The organism is Marinobacter sp. 3-2, assembly GCF_003751355.1.
GTDB classification, from domain to species: Bacteria; Pseudomonadota; Gammaproteobacteria; order Pseudomonadales; family Oleiphilaceae; genus Marinobacter; species Marinobacter adhaerens.
The window spans coordinates 797,520-815,138 of the sequence record NZ_RJUQ01000013.1 but is presented as its reverse complement, the minus strand read 5'-3'; the positions used below and the strand labels follow the sequence as shown (position 1 = coordinate 815,138).

The following is a 17,619-nucleotide window of genomic DNA, read 5'->3' as shown; positions in this document are numbered from 1 at the left end:
ATGAGCCAACGATTTTCTGATGGACCAGGACACAAGCACCTGTGAAACACGATTGCCACTATCACCCCGGCGACCCTGCCAAATGGCACTGTGGGGAGTGCCAGATTCACTACTGCAGCCGCTGCATGCCCGACGCCGATACCCGACAGCGTCGGGCCCTGTGTCCGCAATGCAGCAAGGCCATGCGATACCTGGGCGCCGCCACCGAAGTGGTTCCTTTCTGGCAACGACTCGGCGCGTTCTTCCGCTACCCGTTCCATACCGATCCGCTGATCGTGATCGCCATCTGTACCCTGGTGCCGGTAGTCGCCCCCGCCAACCTGATTGGCATCCTTATCTGGCTGGTGCTGGCGCTTGCGCTCTTCAAGTACACCTATGCGGTGATCAACCACACCGCTGAAGGCCACCTGAAACCGCCCGCCGTGTCCGTCGCCTTCACCGGCAGCGGGTTTGATATTGTCATCCTGCAGTTGCTGGTCTTCGTGCTGATGGGCGGGCTGGTTGGCGCGGCTGCCATGCTCGGCGGCCCCATCCTGATGCTGCTGGCGCTGGCGTTTGTCATCCTGGCATTGCCGGCCAGCATCATGGTGCTTGCCATGGAGCGCTCGGTGGGCGCGGCGGTGAATCCGATGAATCTGGCGGTGCTGATCTCCCGAATCGGCACCCCCTATTTCCTGCTATACGGCTACCTGATCCTGCTGACCCTCGCCTCGGGCGCGGCCCAGGACTTTGCGGTGAATCATTTTCCGTTCTGGGTTGCCCAACCCCTCGCCGGCTTCCTGAACAGTACCTTCACCCTGATCCTGTTCCACATGCTTGGCTACCTGCTGTTCCAATACCAGGAAGAGCTGGGTTTTGCCTCGGATATCCAGGATGACACCGCCGGGCAAGACACCCACCAGCGCGACCGCAGCGCCCGCTTTGATGCCGATATCGATATGAACCTGAAAGACGGCAACTACGATCGGGTTCAGAGTATGTTGAAGGAAGCTTTGAAGCGGGACCGTGATAACGCCCTTAGAATCGGCCAGCTGTACCAGCTACTCACCGCCCGCCAGGACACCGACGAACTCTACCGCTACCATCCACGCATTCTGGGCTGGCTGGCCGACCGCAACGACGGCGAAGGCATCGCCGGTGTGCTGAATACGATCCAGAAAGCAGAACCCGGCTTCAAACTGGAGGATCCGGACCTTTCAGTGCGCTGCGCCCGGGCCCTGTACCACCGGGGCCAGTTCAAACCGGCCTTGCGAGTGCTTCAGGATTTCCACAAACGCTTCCCGGACAGCGAACAGCTGGCCCCAGCCTATCTGCTGGTGGCCCAGACCCTGGCCAACGGCTTGTCCCAGTGGGAAAAGGCAACGGCCTTCCTGACGTTTATCCAGAAAAAATGTGTGAATCATCCGCTGCATGAGCAGATTACGGTTTATCTGGAGCAGGCGCAGAATAAAGAGCCATTGAAGGGTCCCAAGGCGTCTTTTTCGGTTCAGGAGTAAGGCAGCGTATGGGGGCGGCTTCCCAAAACACGCTGTAAATACATCCGTGTACGCTTGGCTCCGCCATCCCTGGCTCCGCACAGTTTTGGGAAGCCGCCCCCATACCCTGCCCCGAACTGTGTCAATTGGCCTGCAATAATTGGCGATAATGGCGTGCTTTGGGCGCCATCTGGCGCTTTTCAAACTCTTCCACAAGCAACCGACAGGCCTCGGTGGTCAGCATGTCATCGCCCGTGCTTTTGAGCCGCTCGAAAGCTTTCTCGGCAGCCTTGAGGTCATGTTGCTTGAGACTGGTGAACAGGACCCGGTTATGGTCTTCTGCCGCTAGAGGCTGATAGCTTTCCCCTTTACCCAGGTATTCCTGCCAGATCGCAATCATCTGCTCTGGCTGGCGCCGGCTGAGGGCATCGTTCATCAGCTCTTTGGCGCGATCACGATATTCGGGCAAGTCCGGGCGGAGTTTGGCCAACTGGTAAAGGTGTTCCAGCAGAATATGGCGTTCCGGATAGTGCTCACGAAGAGCCTCGAATTGCCGCCGGGCCAAATCGAACTCCATTCGGCCGAGGCTGGCCATGGCCTGGGCGTAACCGGTGGTAAACCGGGCATCCTGCTCTTCCTCTTCGGGTTCGAAAAATTCCTCTCGCACCTGCAGCCAGCTTTTGCCAAGCAGCCAGACCAGACCGGCACCTGCGATCAGACCGCCAGCGTGGGCCATGTAGGCGATACCGGTGGCACCGGCATACCAGTAATCGTAGATTTCCTTGCCCACCCATACCGGTAAAAGAGCAATAGCCGGAGCACGAAAATAGTTGAAGTAAACGCCGAGAAAGTAGAAGAAACGGATCTTCTGCAGGCCATAGATGGCTACGTACATGCCCATCAGGCCGGAGATCGAGCCAGAGGCACCCACCAGGGGTACATAGCTACCCGCCGAAACCGCGGTAAACATCAGGCCAGACAAGGCACCGCAAACCAGATAGGCAATCAGGTACCGACCCGGCCCCAGGGCTTTCTCAACGGTGAATCCCAGTAGGAACAGGAAGATCAGGTTACCGATGATGTGGCCCCAGCCGCCGTGCAGAAACTGGTAGGTGATCAGGGTATACAGTGACAGATCGGCAGGAACCAGTCCCAACTGGTTGGCACTCAGCTTCTGGATGTACTGCTGCTCTATCGCAGTACGCTGCTCCTGCCAACGGGCCCTTTCTGTCGGCGCCCAGATCACATCACGGTTCTGCAGCAGATACTGGTAGAACTCCCGGTCCATCATCAGATTGATGGCCAGCCAGAAGGTTTCGTTCTCTTCCCGGAGTTGCTGAAACTGCTGTAGTTCGTATACCCGGCCTTCTTCACCCTGGAACTGGATTTGCCGTTGCAGGTAATCCTCGTAGGCCGGCGCCTCCAGCTCATGTAGGTCGGCGGCCAGGTACTGTTCAACGGCCTGCTCGAGTTTCCGGCTGTCGTCCCCCTGATAAAACAGGAAAACCAGCAGGCAGGCCATGATCAGGCCCAGGGTGACCCAGGGCGGGCGTTTCCAGTTGATGGCGTTCTCGGCGGGGATAATCAGCATGGGCGGTCACAATTCATCATAATCTGTCCCTGAAAGTCTGCTTTTTACCACAGCCACGCCTTCTTTTCGCGCTCAAATGGAATCCAGCGCAAAGGTCGCTATGGGTCAATCCCGGAAATGTGGCACACCCCACAGAGTCGGAAAAGCCCGGACTACCGGTGAGACTGTCATTGGCGCGTCACACAAATGACATTAAATCATTTCCAGCGACGGACTGTGCCGGGACATGTATCGACTTTTCGCCAATTGCCGTTATTCCTGCTCCGGCCAATAGTGAACAGGAATAACAAGAAAAACCGGATACCGAACCAAGGATTTTCAGATGACCGTACTTGTATTGGATAACCCGGGCCTGATCGCCAATGCTGCGATGGCCGCAGGCTTCACCGCTGCCACTTACGATGCCGGGACCAAACGCCCGCACCGCATGAAGTTCCATTACGGCTTCAACAAGCACTCACTGGACAAGGATGACATTGCCTTCCTGCAACAGCACGCCGCCTACCTGAAGGAGCATCCTTCCGTGAGCGTGCGGATTCATGGCCATTCCGACAACTTCGGTTCGGAGGATTACAACCAGTTTCTGTCACGATTGCGGGCCAATGCAGTGGCTCGAAGTCTCATTCAGGAAGGCGTGGATGAATCCCGGATTCTAATGCGGCACTGGGGCTCAGCGCGCCCTCTGGCAACGCCGGAAGACAGGGCTGCCAACCGCCGAGTAGAACTGGAATACATGGACATGGATGTCGCCCAGGCACTCTGAGCGGCAACGCCAACCCCATAGGCCGCCCCCGGACTTACCGCATAGCGGGGGCTGGATGCACCCTGCACAGGCGTGATGGAACACCCTGCAACCGCTGTCTGCGGCTTTTATGAAATCTTAATTATTCCGATTTCTGAAGCGATAAACGGATCAATTTCATTAAAACTGAAAATTATTATTCAATAAAAACAAGACTTTATTTACAAACTAGAAAGCAAACTTACATTTATTTAACGAACCTTTTGCCCGAATTCCTCGTCTTAGTCATGTATCCAGGGTTTAACTGTTACCTGACTAGAGAGGTCACTATGAACGCAAAAACCTTCACCACTGCCGCACTCATTGGTTCGATGTTCCTTGCCAGCGCCACATTCGCTGCAGGCGGTCCGCGCAACAGCGACGGCGGGGGTCGATCGGCAGAAACTGCCGATTCGGAAGATCTGACCACCATTGAGGTGAGCGATCTGCAGTTCATGCGCGAAGAGGAAAAGCTGGCCCGAGACGTTTATCTCACAATGGACCAGTACTGGGGCGACAGAACGCAGGTATTCGCAAGAATCGCGCTGTCCGAAGAATCCCATACCAGCACCGTAGACTACCTGTTGAAAAAGTTTGATGTTGAAGACCCGGTAGTGAATGACACGATCGGCGTATTCACCAATCAGGAACTTCAGGCCCTGTATGACGAATTGGTTGCCAAGGGAAAAAACTCGTTTGTTGATGGCCTGTTCGTAGGGGGCCTGATCGAAGAGAAGGATATGAGAGATATTCTGGCTGCGATTAATCAAACCGATGAGCGCGCCATCATTCTTGCCTATTCCAACCTGCTGGATGGCTCAAAAAGCCACCTGAAAGCCTTTGTAAGCGTGATCGAGGCACAGGGACTGACCTATGAGCCTCAGGTACTGGATGCGGAAGAAGTAGAGCTTATCCTGGAGGATGAGAGCCAGGTTGAAGACTGACCGGTTATAAAACCGGGTTGCTGAAAGCAGAACGGGCGGCCATTGGCCGCCCGTTCTTTTCTGGTCTAGCCATAAACCTGCCAGACGTTCCACAACAGCAATAAGGCTGTCACCAGAATCGCCAGCCAGGTCAGCAGAATGCCGATCATACGGGCCCAATGGGTGCCACCGCGACCGTTGATCATGCCGAAGGCATGAAGAATGCGGCCAACCACCAGCGCCATACCTGTCCAGTAAATCAGAGTACTGGAAACGCCGTTGAGCTCAGCGATCGCCAGCATGAGCAGACCGAGTGGCGCATACTCCACCAGGTTGGCGTGGGCCCGGACCGCGGCCTCGAAATCCCGATCATCGGTGACGCCCAGGCCCTTTTTGTACTTCAGACGAAATTTGACGACCTGCGCCGACAACACCAGCAAAAGAATGCCGATAACTGCGGCAAACACTCCGGTTACGGGTACGATCATGCTCAGGCCTTCTTGATTGCACTAACAATAGCGAGAAGCAACACAGCGCCTACCGTTGCGGTGACCAGCTCACCAACAGCACCCTGGGCCGCCAGACCCAGAAGACGGAACACAAAACCGCCGAGAAACGAGCCGACAATACCAATACCGATGTTGGCCAGAATGCCAAAACCACGGCCCTTCATGATCAAACCAGCCAGCCAACCGGCCACACCGCCTATAATCAAAAACAGAATCAGATTCATCTCTTGCCTCTCCCTGAGGGTCGTTGAACGAAACGATCAGTCCCGCAAGACTGCCCTGTTTACCGAAGTGCTTCAAGCACTTCCAGACGAGGCGATTACAATGTGGCAATCGTCTCCGACATTTTTTTATGGCAACGCTCGATCAGCTCCGGAATATCATCAGCCGTGAGACCCTCGGTTTCGATGGGCGGTAAAACCCGAATGGCCACTGACTCACGCCGGCCGGTCCAGCCGACGGCCTCATCGGCGTACTCCTGAACACAGACCATGGTGATGGGCGCGCCCGATGCTACCGCTGCGTGAAACGCGCCTTTCTTGAATTTCTGCAGTCCCCGGCCTCTGCTGCGAGTGCCTTCGGGGAACACCCAGAGGCTCTTTCGATCCCGTGCGATGGCGCTGCTTGTGGCCTTCATGACCGCAATGGCCTTGTGGGAGCGTCCGCGATTAAGGATAACGTTACCGCCCAGCCAGAAGACCTGGCCAAAGAAAGGCACCCAGACCAGTGACGATTTACCAACCGTGACGGTGCGCGGCGGCAACAAGTCGCCCACAACAAACAGATCGTCATTGTGCTGGTGATTGGCAATGACGACGGTAGGCCGGTCCTGCGGCATGTTGTCCCAGCCTTCAAGAGGACGCTCCATACCCAGAACCGCCCGCCCGAAACGAGCGACGACTCGCGCCAGGATACGGTTGTTATCCGGATTGAACGGCCTCGCCACGTAGAACACGAGCGCGAACAGGCAAATGATCGGTACGCTCAGCCACGCCAGCAGTTTTCTGATAATACCCATGCAACCAAACTCTGCAGCGAAATTTTGGCGCACAAGTGTACGCCAACTTTATATTCCGGCAACAGTGTCAATTTGTTCCCTTTGTTTACCCTTCGCCGAGGCTCTGACGACGTATCGCAGTGGCCCACCGGCGTCGACACTGTCGAACGGGTAACAGGTCACCAGCAGAAGCGTCCCCTCTGGCAGACGCTGGGTATCGATCAGCTCTGAACGGCTGTCCACCACCCGGGCACCCTCCACCAGGTAACTCTGCCAACGGCCATCCCTGCCCTGCAGACGCACCTCATTGCCGGTCTCCAGTGCTTTCAGGCTCCGGAAATGTGTATCCCTATGCCCGGCAATGATCACGGCTCCCCCAACATCTGCGCCTCCGGTTAATCGGCCCGGCCCAAAGGCCAGGCTCTCACCATGGGTATCGGCCAGAACAATCATCGAGTCGTTCAGTTCCGGAATAGCCAGCCGGGCTACCGGCCAGGTGTCCGCCCACGGCCAGGGGCGCGATTCCGTCTGCCGGGCCTGGCTTTCAGCCCAGGCGATCGCCAGTAATTCCTGGGCGATAACCGCCTTGAGCGGAATCCATAACCCGAATACCAACAAGGTAGCAGAGCTGGTCAATAACAGAAGCAGAAGCCGGGTCATGAGAACGCCCTCCTCTGCAGCAGCACAATCGCCAGTGAAAACATCAACCCCACCAAACCGAGCGCGATGAGCAACGGCGCCGATGTTGCCGTCTGTGGATAGCGCAGCATGCCCGCCTGGCTGCCCGCCGGTAGAAGAGTGGGCAAATTATCCGATTCCATGGGCGCCTCTGAACTTCGGGCGGGTGTGGAATCCACGGCCACAAAACTGGTGTAGGCAGACATCAGGCCGTGCTGAACCGCCAGCTCGGTCAGGCCGGCCTCATCCGGCTCCCGGCCTGTGACCTTAGCCTCATCCTCCAAACTGTCGATTTTCTCCCTCGCCCAATGCCGATGCAGCCCCGTTGCGGGAGCGGCCTGCTGCAGATCGAGCGTTCTGGTCCAGTCCCTGCCACCCGGCAGGCGCCCCGACACCTCCAGCTGCCCCATGGCCGGGACGCCACGGACCACATGAATCAGCGGCTCGCCCTGGAACAAATCGCCCGGGCGTCTCGGAAACGACTCCTGACCGGCTTTCTGGCCGGGCCAGTTGACCCCGATATCGGTCAGAACCGGTGACTCCATGGCTGAGAACAGGGCCTGCAGAGGTCCATCCACATCGGAAGGCGAGTGAATCGCCGTGTAGGTACCCCGCCCCCAGCGGGCGGCTTCGCGCATGAAGTGCCGGTTCGGCGCAGAGCCAATAGCCACCGTAAACAGCCTCTGGTTTCCAAGCTGCTGGCGGATCTGCCGGAACAGCGCAGCTTCATTTCCCACCGCGCCATCGGTGATGAAAATGACCTGGCGCACCCGTGCGCCGTCTTCAGTCTCGCCTCCGCCTTCCAGGGCTCTGGAAAGGGCCGGAGCCATCTCGGTGCCACCGTCGGCACGAAGGCGATCCACATACTGGCGCGCCCGGGCAAGGTTGTTACCGGTGGCCACTTCAGGCTGCATGAACAGGGAATGCGTCTGGCTGTTGAACTGGATGACATTGAACCGGTCCCTCGGTGTCAGTGTGTCCAGACCGGCCTGAAGAGCATCTCGGGCCTGGCGGATCGATTCGCCCGCCATGGAACCGGAGGTGTCGATCACGAACACCAGATCCCGGGGCAACGCCATGGCGCCGCTTTCTCCGGGCACCAGCATGGCCATGAGGTAGTCCTCTCCTTCCCAGGACTGATGGAACACCGCTGCCGAGGGCTCCAGCCCGGCAACCGGGCGCCAGCGCACCACAAAGTCCCGGTCCATAAGGATTTCGCCCCCATCGGGACGAACTGTGAACGTCTGGCCGTCCTGACTGGTCGCAAGTCGGTGCGACGGGCTGGAGACGCTCTCAAGGGGGAGCCCGGAATCAATCACCAGATTGATCACCGCCCGATGGCTATCGTCCGCCACATCACCCGGATTGACCGTAAAGGGACTGATGGCACCGGCGTCCGGCACTTCGGTCGTCGGCACTGCCCAACCACCCTGCCACTGATCCGGCGCTGCACTGAGCGCCTTTCCCGGCATGTAACGGGGCGTCAGCGTGGTTGGCACAGTGAGTTCGAACACGCCGGCCTGATACTGCACCGGTTGTTGATACTTCAGCTCCACCGATACCGTCTCCCCCGGGGGAATGTTGGCCACCCGTGCGGTAAACAGATTCGGCCGCTGCTGCTCGACATTCGCCGCGTGCTGCCCGGCCTGTTTTGCTTTCTCATAGGTCCGGCGCGCCGTCTCCTTCGGCTGCACCTTGCCTTCGATCGTCCGCTCGCCCACTTTCATGGTCAGTCCATACACACTGGCCTTTTCCGGCAGCGGGAACACAAACACGCCCTCCCGCCACCGGTCGCTGGTGTTTCGAAAACGCCTCAGCAGCCGGGAGTCGGCAATCAAACCGCTGATGCGCACATCGAAATCGCTCTCCAGAACCAGGGCCGGCTCCTGCCACTGACCCTGGCCGTCAACGAAATGAAACTGGCCAACGTTGTCGGTCTCATTCGCCTCGGCATAGAGTGGGTGGACAAACAGCATCAACATCACGGCGAGCCAAAGGCTGATGCCCTCCAGGCAGCGCTTTAACCGGATTCGCTGGCCGCTGTTAACGAAGGGACGTGAATAAAGCCTTAGAAGGGAACTGGAAATAATCATGAGGGAATCCTTGTGACTGCATGACTGTGCGAAACACCGCCATTTCAGCAATCCGGAAAGGAACTCCCATGGCAGATTGCGACAAACCGCCCTCGAAAAATGATGAATTGTGGCAACAACGCCCTTCAAACTTGTTATCAACACCTGCCGTGGTTAAATAGGCACACACCGGCAAGGGGAAGCAGCCGCCACCATGAAGAAACACGTTGTACTGATCGAAGACGAACCCGCCATCCGCGACAACTATCGCGCTGCGTTTGAGCGCCGTGGCTATCGTGTGAGCGCACACGGCGACCGGGCTTCCGCCTGGCAGGTGCTGCGTCAGTCGTTACCCGACCTGGCCATTATCGACGTCGGGCTGGGCGATGAACCGGAAGGCGGTTTTGCCCTGTGTCAGGACCTGAGATCACTGTCCCAGACCCTGCCGATTATCTTCCTGACCGCCCGAGACAGCGACATCGATTCCGTCCACGGTTTGCGCCTCGGCGCCGACGATTACGTCACCAAGGACATGAGCCTGGACCACCTGCTGGCCCGGGTTACCGCCCTGCTCAGGCGGGCCGACGCCTGGGCCGAAGCCCTGCAGAAACCGGACGAGGTGCTTGAGCGGGGCAAACTCTCCCTCAATGTGGATCGCATGACAGTGGCCTGGGATGAAACGCCCATCGACCTGACCGTCACTGAATTCTGGATGCTACACTCGCTGGTTCAGCACCCCGGCCATGTCCGCAGCCGGGAACAATTGATGGAAGCCGCAAGCACGGTGCTGGATGACAATACGGTCACCTCCCACATCAAGCGTATCCGCCGCAAGTTCCAGCAGATTGACGCAACCTTTGACGGCATACAGACCGCCTACGGCATGGGCTACCGGTGGAACGCCCGTGAGGTCTGAGTATTGAATCTCAAGCGCCAGCTGTTTGTTGCCAGCCTTCTGATGCTGCTGATCCCCTGGGCGGGCCTTCAGTTTGTTCTGGAGCTGGACGATGCCCTCCGCCAACAGGCCCGGCAGCAACTCCAGGCCCAGGCCGAAAGACTGGCCGCGACTGCCGGCGATCAGATCATCGGTACGCCGGTGGTCCGGCCCGGTGAGCCCGCCATCTACGTGGAACCTTTTGCCGGCAACCTGAACCTGGATGGTTACGCTGACGATTGGCCAGGATATGACGAGGCAAACCAGACCAGAAACTGGCAAAGGGTCACCAGCGGCAAAGCCGGGGAAACGGCTCTGCAATGGCAGGCCGCTACCGATAGACGGAACCTGTACCTGCTAATTCGCGTTAGCCATAGGCAACCCGTGTTCTTTAATCCCGGCAGCCCGGAACAGGCCCATGACCGGCTGAGGCTCTGGCTAGAGCCCTCAGGCGGCAACCTGGCCCAGGAATCCGGCCGGCAGTCCTGGTTACTGCGCACACCGGCTCCCGGCCAGCTCTATGGCCTTGAAGAGAAAGGCGGCCAGCCTGACTATCGCCTCTCCGGCTTTTTGCAGGGCGCCGGTGATGGCTGGCAGCTGGAACTGAAACTGCCCATGCCTGTCGACCGCAGCCGCCTGGGTTTTGCGGCCTTATGGGGCAGTGATCAGGTAACCGGCGTCTCCACGTCGGTTGATCCATTGCCGGTGCTGGTCAGTCGAAATCTCGCCCTGGAGCGACAGCTGGAACCACAACTTAACCCCGGCCAGCAGGCCCGACTGGTTGAACCGGCCGGATGGGTCATCGCGAGACAACAGGCTGACTCAGCCGTCACAGCGCCAGAGTTCGATAGTCTCAGCCCGGTGCAGGTGATCGAAAAGATCAGTCTCAATGCACTCAGGGGCCTGGTGCGCCTTTACCAGCCAGAACCCACCTCAATCGAAACCGACACCAACCGTGTGGACGTTGAGGCGCTACCGGAAACGAGCCTGGTCCGTCATGAAGATGACAGCGTCTGGCTGCTGACCACCCGGGAGGTTTTCGGTGGCCGCACGCTGATTCTGGAGAAGTCGCTGGATCAGCTTCTTACCCTCTCCGGCTCTGCCCTCGGCTCGGTCATTGCCCGCAGCACCCTCATCATTGTCGCTCTCACCCTGGTTCTGCTTGGCTATGCCAGCTGGTTGTCCTGGCGGATTACCCGGCTGCAGCGTGCTGTCAGCGCCAGTATTGATGAAGACGGCCGGATCACGGGCAGAGTGCCGGATGCCCGAAGCAAGGACGAACTGGGCCAGTTGCAGCGACACTTCAGCCTGATGGTGGATCGTCTCCACGGGTACAACCGGTACCTGGAAAGCTTCTCCCGGCGACTCTCCCACGAGCTTAAAACACCTGTCGCCGTGGTTCGTTCCTCGCTGGAAAACCTCAACCACAGCGATTCGGAGGAAGAGCGCAGGCAATACATCGAAAGGGCCGCTTCCGCCACCGAACGCCTCCGGCAGATACTCCATGGCATGAGCGAAGCGGCGCGCCTGGAACAGAGCCTGGACCATGCGGATAAAGAACAGTTCGATCTGGCGGAGGTGGCCGCAGAAGCAACCGCTGCGTATCAGGCCCTCGACAGCAGCCATCAGATCCGCTACTCGGGGCCGCAGACAGGCTGCAAGATCACGGGTTCGCCAGAACTGATGGTGCAACTGCTCGACAAGCTGGTCGATAACGCCCGGGATTTCACACCACAGGATGGCCTGATTCAGGTGGGCCTGAAAACAACTTCGGAAGGGCTGTGTCTGTCGGTCTTCAACGAGGGTTCAACGCTGCCCGAAGACACAACAACAGACATCTTCAGCCCCTTCGTTTCAATGCGGGACGGCCAGGAACAGGGCCACCTGGGACAGGGGCTACTCATTGTCAACCTGATTGCCGACTACCATGGTGCCCATGTGGAAGCCCGGAACCGCGCCCAAGGTGGCATTGACGGTGTGTCCTTCCGGGTTATGATCCCAGCTATCCACTCTTGACCACAGGACCACCCCGCCGTGAGCGCACGCCTGGAATCCCTCGACATTCACCCGCTTCGGAACGATCTCTACAACGAGCTGCACTCAAGGCCGTTCCAGGTGCTACCGACACCGGCGCGGGTTACCCAGATGGCGGTTCTGACAACACCTGAGCAACGGCAGGAACAATTCCGGCACCTGCAGGAACTCCATCGGCTGATGGGGCATCCGGTACCGGAGAACGAGGTGGGCTGCTTTGAACATACCTTCGGTGCCCTGCGGGTGCGTCGCGAGATGCACATGGAATTCGCGTCCTACACCTTTATCAACCTGGCTGCGGGTGAGGAAACACCCTTTAGCGAGACCGGCATTACACCGTTGCCCGAGGGGTGGCTGGAACAGCTGACCGGTACAGTGATTGCGGCATTCCACCTGGAAGTACGGCCCGCCGCTGACGGAACCGAAGGCGACCTGGACTATGTACGCAAGCACTTCGAAGGCATGCGACTGGTCGGGAGCAGTCCCCAGGAGGGTGCCGCCAGGGTATGGGGCACCTTTCGGCTACACAGTGACGGCTTTGGCCGGTTCATGGTGATGAACCACCACATGTCGGACAGCCAGCTGGGCCGTCTGACCCAGCGCCTGATGGAAATTGAAACCTACCGCCTGATGTCACTGCTAGCACTCCCCGTTGCCCGGGAAATCACACCGTCGCTGAACGATATGGATGAAAAACTGGCCGTGATCACCCGGTCACTGGCGGAAAATGAGGATGTCGACGAAGAAAAACTGCTGGCCCAACTGACCAACATTGCGGCCCGTATCGAGGCCTTCCGGGCCCACTCCACGTTCCGTTTCTCTGCCACCCGCGCCTATCACCGGCTGGTACTGACCCGCCTGGAGGAACTACGGGAAGACGAACTCTCCGGCCACCTGACCCTGACCGAATTCATGACCCGCCGGCTGACTCCGGCAGTGAAAACCTGCGAAGCGGTGAGCGAACGGCTGGAAGACCTTTCCCGACGGGTCGACCGGGCCTCGGACATGATGCGCACGCGGGTGGAGCTGGCAATCCAGAGCCAGAACCAGCAACTGCTAAGTTCCATGGACCGGCGCTCCAAGATCCAGTTGATGATGCAGCATACGGTGGAAGGCTTCTCGGTGGTGGCCATCACCTATTACCTGATCGGCCTGCTCAAATTCGGGCTGGATTCGGTTTACGAAGCCGGTGTCGTCTTCAACAAGACCCTGGTTCTGGGCATCGCCATTCCGGTGGTGATGACCCTGGTGTTTCTCGGCGTTCGGGTGGTCCACCATCACTTCATCAAGATGGCAAAACGGCAGTAGCTACTTCAGCCTGCCGAGATCCTGCTCGCCGGCAAACTGCCGGTAAAACTGCTGGGCCGTGCGCCCATTGCGTACGCCCTTGGCAGTGGCGAATCGGATCGCCTCCCGATGCAGGCCTTCCCGATCATCAAAATCGGGGAACAGCGCGTCCACCGCCTGCAGGTACACAGCCTGCGAAAACGCATAAAACGAAAGCTGAAGACCGAACCGGTCCGCCAGGGACACCTGCTCTTCGATGGCTTCGGCCGGGTGCAGCTCACCGTCGCGCATTTCGCTCTTGAGGTTATCAGACATGAACTCCGGCATCAGATGACGGCGGTTGGAGGTGGCATACACCCTCACATTCTCCGGGGGCAGTTCCAGGGAACCTTCCAGCACACTTTTCAGGGCCTTGTAGCTGGACTCACCAACGTCAAACGATAGGTCGTCGCAGAAGATCACAAACCGGAACGGCAACTCGCAGATGTCGTCAACGATTTCCGGTAGGTTGACCAGATCATCCTTGTCCACCTCGATCATCCGCAGCCCACGCTCCTGGTAGCGGTTCAACAGCGCCTTGATCAGCGACGACTTGCCGGTGCCGCGTGAGCCCCAGAGCAACGCGTTGTTGGAGGGTTCACCGGCCAGAAACCGCTCGGTATTTCGGGCCAGAGCCTGCTGCTGTCGGTCGATGCCCTTCAGATCCTGCCATTGCACCGGATCGAGCCGGCGGATGGCGCGCAGCCCCGAGCGATGCCGACGCCAGACAGCCGCCGGTGTGGATTGCCAGTCAAACGATGTTGTCGCGGACATAAACCTCTTTCCTATTCCGAACCGGGCCAGCCTGTGAAACACTGGCACCGTAAAAACCTTGATAACAGGAGACTTTACCCCAAATGGCCGTAAAATCCGTCGCTTTGGTGGCACACGACAACAAGAAAAAAGAACTGGTGGACTGGGTTGCCGAGAACCGCACCCGATTCGCTCCGCTGAAACTCTACGCCACCGGCACCACCGGCCGGCTGCTCCGGGATAACCTGGAGCGGGACGATATCCATTGCCTGCTAAGCGGTCCACTGGGCGGCGACCAGCAAATTGGCGCCAAGATCGCCGAGGGCGAAATCGACCTGTTGGTGTTCTTCTGGGACCCCCTGGAACCTCAACCCCATGACCCGGACATCAAGGCACTGCTGCGCATTGCCGCGCTATGGAACATTCCCGTGGCCTGCAACCGCGCAACTGCCGAATTCATTCTTACCTCGGCGTACATGACAGACGACCAGCATCATCCGAAAAAGCCGGATTTCTCCGATTACACCGGCCGCCCAGTGAGCACCTGAGTAATGTTCAATCGAGTCGGTTAAGGCTACACTTAAGTCGAAGCTGTGAAGCTGTAAAGGATCGCCGGCTCGCCGATGAAGACTTCCGATACTCACAAAGAAACTCGATACCGGAGCGTGGCCGCGACAGTCCTCTGGGCCCTTTGCCTTTTGCTCGCATCCCCACTGGCGATGTCCGAACAGGCCGACGACACCGTGACTGTCGGCATCGTGGGCGACAACAAACCCTTCTCGTTCGACGATGGTCCCGGCGCCTCCGGTTTTTCTGTTGATGTGCTTCGCGAGGTCGCCCGAAATGCCGATCTGAACTTCCGATTTCGCGCTGGCAGTTGGCCGGAGATCTACGATGCATTTGTTCGGGGTGATCTGGATGTCATTGACGGCATCTCGTTCAGTGACGAGCGGGCAGGAAACATCCTGTTCACCAAGCCCTACCACCTACGCCAGACCTATCTGATGCAAAACACCCAGAGGCCACTGGGAGACATCAATACTCTCTCAGATCTCAAGGGACTTCGGGTAGGCATTGTGCGCGACGTGTACTATCGCGACGCCCTCCAGGCAGAAGGTGTCTCCCTCACAAGCTATGATTCCGTTCACAGCCTCATTCGGGCCCTCGCGTTCGGCTGGGTGGATGTGATTGTGGGCCCCAGGCTCATACTTCAATACTATGCGAACCAGGCCGGATTCGGTTTTCTCGAAATTGCCGGCGCTGCGCCACTCGGGGAACTGGCGACCGAGGATTTTCGCATTGGCGTGCTGAAAACCAATGAAGACCTGTACCAGAAGATCGCCTTCGGGCTGGAACAGATTCCGAAAGAGCGAATCAGCGAACTGCTCAAGCGTTGGCAGGATCTTGGAGGTAACAGTCTCGTAGGCGGAACCAGTTTCTCCCTGTCGCCAGAACAGCGCCGGTTCATTGCTGAAACGGGCCCGGTTCGCGTTGGCCTGATGCGGGATTACGCACCCTACAGTTTCGAAAGCGGCACACGAATTCACGGCTTGAGCGTCGATATCCTCAATCGGATATCGGACCTGACGGGATTACAGGTGATACCAGTTGAGGGGCAATGGGTAGAACTGTTGCCATTATTCCGGGATGGCGAGATCGACGTCCTGGCCAACATGTCTTTCAGACCGGAACGGGAGGCTTTCACTCGTTTTACCAAGCCCTATCACACCATCCCGAATGTCGCTTTTACCCGGGACCCAACCCTGAGAACCGAGACTCTGGCTGATCTCAAAGATCAGCGTGTTGCCCTGGGTTCCGGTATTTACTACGAAGAGCCTGTCAGAGAGGCCCTGGGCGAAAATGCCCGAATATTCACGACCCAGGAGGCCATGTTCCAGGCGCTATCCCGAGACGAGGTGGATGTTGTTCTGGCCGCCCTGCCCAATGGCAACTTCTGGATTCGAGAGTTGGGCATCCCGGGTGTCCGGATCGCCGGCGAGCTGGTTCTGGACGAACAGACGGGAGAAGATCTGCGGTTCGGTGTGAGGCCGGGGCTCGCGCCGCTCGCGGACATCCTTGACGATGCATTGGCAGCAATCACGCCGGAAGAAATGCACACCATCGAGAGCCGATGGTTGGGCGCCAGTGTTGATATGGAAGTTCAGGAAACTGGCGAGGTTTCTCTGAACGCCGTTGAGCTCGCCTGGCTCGGGACGCATAACAATCAACTCAGCTACTGTATTGATCCGGACTGGTTCCCGTTGGAAGGCCTGGACGAGGAAGGCAGGCATGCCGGATTATCCGCAGAGGTTGCGCGACTCTTCTCCAAACGATCGCCAGTGGACTTCGAGCTGGTTGCCACGGACAGCTGGACCGAATCCATTGCCTCGATCAAACAGGGTAAATGTCAGATTTTTACCATGGCGATGCAAACGCCGGAGCGGTTGGAGTTCCTCAACTTTACTGAACCCTATCTTGAAGTGCCTACCGTTGTGCTGGGCAGGATCGAAGCTCCATTTATAGAGCGCGTGGGCGATCTTCGTGGCCAAAAAATTGGCGTTGTCGAGGACTATGCGTTCGCAGAGCTGCTCCAAAGCCGCTATCCCTCCTTGAACCTGGTCGAAGTTCCCAATGAACAAGCTGGCCTGAGGCAACTGCAGAACAACGAACTGGATGGTTACATCACCACTCTGGCAACCGCCAGTTACTATATGCAGGAACTCGGCCTCGCTGATTTGAAGGTCATCGGGCGGATTCCAGCAGACTGGTCGCTGTCTATTGCAGTCAGGAAAGACGAGCCTGTTGTTCTGGGCATCATGCAGAAACTGGTATCCAGTCTTACCACCCAGGAACGCAAAGACCTCGAAAGGCAATGGCGCAACATCCGCCTCAAAGAGCCTGTGGATTACACCCTGATCTGGCAACTGTCGATCGCCGCCATTGTGATCGCTTTCCTACTGGTTTACTGGAATAGAAAGCTGAATCGCCTCAACCATGATCTGACCGAGGCCAACGAGACGCTCGCGAAACTCAGCGTTACCGACGACCTGACAAAGTTGGGCAACCGAAGCTACTTTGACCAGGAATTCCGGAAGAGCTTCCAGTGGTGCCAGCGCCACAATTCTGGCTTTGCAGTGGCCATGGTCGACGCCGACCACTTCAAAAGGATCAACGACAATTACGGCCATGAAGCGGGCGACATCTGCCTGCAAACACTGGCAGAGCTTATGCGCAAACATTTCCGGCGGGAAACCGACCGGCTCTCGCGCTTCGGTGGCGAAGAGTTCGTTATTTTCGCCAGCTATGAGGACAACAGCGAAATTCGTAACCGACTGGAATCCTTCCGCAAACACGTCGAAAAAAGCTGCTCGGTGTGCGGAGAACACGACGTTCACCTCACCATCAGCATTGGCCTTGCCACTGGCATACCGGGCCCCGACGACTCGCCAGCAGAGTTTCTCAGACAGGCAGACCAGGCGCTCTACCAGGCCAAGCAGAACGGTCGCAACCGGCTGGAAGCGCGTTCAGTGGGTTCCTGAGTGGTGC

At 58.1% G+C, this 17,619-nt stretch carries 15 protein-coding genes; 8 read left to right on the top strand and 7 right to left on the bottom strand.

Features of this window, described 5'->3' with window-relative positions; translation table 11 throughout:
• Positions 1-41 precede the first annotated feature (41 nt).
• Positions 42-1,496 (top strand): hypothetical protein, encoded by a 1,455-nt coding sequence (locus EDB94_RS11045; protein ID WP_108018381.1) that lies wholly within the window; start codon positions 42-44, stop codon positions 1,494-1,496.
• Positions 1,497-1,617: 121 nt separating this feature from the next.
• Here the strand turns inward: EDB94_RS11045 and EDB94_RS11040 are convergent, their stop codons facing one another.
• Positions 1,618-3,066 carry a rhomboid family intramembrane serine protease gene (locus EDB94_RS11040; protein ID WP_108018380.1) on the bottom strand — a complete coding sequence of 483 codons (1,449 nt, stop codon included), beginning with the start codon at positions 3,064-3,066 and terminating at the stop codon, positions 1,618-1,620.
• Positions 3,067-3,388: 322 nt separating this feature from the next.
• Here EDB94_RS11040 and EDB94_RS11035 point away from each other — a divergent pair, with 322 nt between their 5' ends.
• Together EDB94_RS11035 and EDB94_RS11030 are read left to right on the top strand one after the other, a co-directional pair.
• Positions 3,389-3,829 carry an OmpA family protein gene (locus EDB94_RS11035; RefSeq protein WP_108018379.1) on the top strand — a complete coding sequence of 147 codons (441 nt, stop codon included), beginning with the start codon at positions 3,389-3,391 and terminating at the stop codon, positions 3,827-3,829.
• A 308-nt stretch (positions 3,830-4,137) separates the two neighbouring features.
• Entirely contained in the window at positions 4,138-4,791 is a 654-nt protein-coding gene (locus EDB94_RS11030) for a DUF2202 domain-containing protein (RefSeq protein WP_062785841.1), read from the top strand.
• Between the two features lie 65 nt (positions 4,792-4,856).
• On the opposite strand, the gene EDB94_RS11025 is transcribed toward EDB94_RS11030, so the two are convergent.
• The 5 genes from EDB94_RS11025 to EDB94_RS11005 form a co-directional block, all read right to left on the bottom strand.
• Entirely contained in the window at positions 4,857-5,258 is a 402-nt protein-coding gene (locus EDB94_RS11025; RefSeq protein ID WP_041645712.1) for an MAPEG family protein, read from the bottom strand.
• Positions 5,259-5,260: 2 nt separating this feature from the next.
• A complete protein-coding gene (locus tag EDB94_RS11020; protein WP_008175780.1) occupies positions 5,261-5,503 on the bottom strand; it encodes a GlsB/YeaQ/YmgE family stress response membrane protein in 243 nt (80 codons plus the stop codon).
• Positions 5,504-5,598: 95 nt separating this feature from the next.
• Entirely contained in the window at positions 5,599-6,297 is a 699-nt protein-coding gene (locus EDB94_RS11015) for a 1-acyl-sn-glycerol-3-phosphate acyltransferase (protein ID WP_108018378.1), read from the bottom strand.
• 48 nt (positions 6,298-6,345) lie between these two features.
• On the bottom strand, positions 6,346-6,936 hold the full coding sequence (locus EDB94_RS11010; protein WP_053113239.1) for a class GN sortase: 591 nt from the start codon (positions 6,934-6,936) through the stop codon (positions 6,346-6,348).
• Positions 6,933-9,047 (bottom strand): marine proteobacterial sortase target protein, encoded by a 2,115-nt coding sequence (locus tag EDB94_RS11005; RefSeq protein ID WP_108018377.1) that lies wholly within the window; start codon positions 9,045-9,047, stop codon positions 6,933-6,935. The genes EDB94_RS11010 and EDB94_RS11005 overlap by 4 nt, the downstream gene beginning before the upstream one ends.
• A gap of 193 nt (positions 9,048-9,240) precedes the next feature.
• On the opposite strand from EDB94_RS11005, the gene pdsR reads away from it, so the two are divergent.
• From pdsR to EDB94_RS10990, 3 genes are read left to right on the top strand one after another with little or no spacing between them, the layout of a single operon-like run.
• Entirely contained in the window at positions 9,241-9,942 is a 702-nt protein-coding gene (gene pdsR / locus EDB94_RS11000) for a proteobacterial dedicated sortase system response regulator (RefSeq protein ID WP_014578623.1), read from the top strand.
• A 3-nt stretch (positions 9,943-9,945) separates the two neighbouring features.
• Complete coding sequence (locus EDB94_RS10995; protein ID WP_108018376.1) at positions 9,946-11,976, top strand: ATP-binding protein; 2,031 nt, start codon at positions 9,946-9,948, stop codon at positions 11,974-11,976.
• Positions 11,977-11,994: 18 nt separating this feature from the next.
• Positions 11,995-13,302, top strand: a complete 1,308-nt coding sequence (locus EDB94_RS10990; protein WP_008175769.1) for a DUF3422 family protein — start codon at positions 11,995-11,997, stop codon at positions 13,300-13,302.
• On the opposite strand, the gene EDB94_RS10985 is transcribed toward EDB94_RS10990, so the two are convergent.
• On the bottom strand, positions 13,303-14,094 hold the full coding sequence (locus EDB94_RS10985; RefSeq protein ID WP_092034293.1) for an ATP-binding protein: 792 nt from the start codon (positions 14,092-14,094) through the stop codon (positions 13,303-13,305).
• An 83-nt stretch (positions 14,095-14,177) separates the two neighbouring features.
• Here EDB94_RS10985 and EDB94_RS10980 point away from each other — a divergent pair, with 83 nt between their 5' ends.
• Together EDB94_RS10980 and EDB94_RS10975 are read left to right on the top strand one after the other, a co-directional pair.
• A complete protein-coding gene (locus EDB94_RS10980) occupies positions 14,178-14,621 on the top strand; it encodes a methylglyoxal synthase (RefSeq protein ID WP_008175765.1) in 444 nt (147 codons plus the stop codon).
• Between the two features lie 75 nt (positions 14,622-14,696).
• A complete protein-coding gene (locus EDB94_RS10975) occupies positions 14,697-17,612 on the top strand; it encodes a transporter substrate-binding domain-containing protein (RefSeq protein WP_260312564.1) in 2,916 nt (971 codons plus the stop codon).
• The last annotated feature ends 7 nt before the right edge of the window (positions 17,613-17,619 follow it).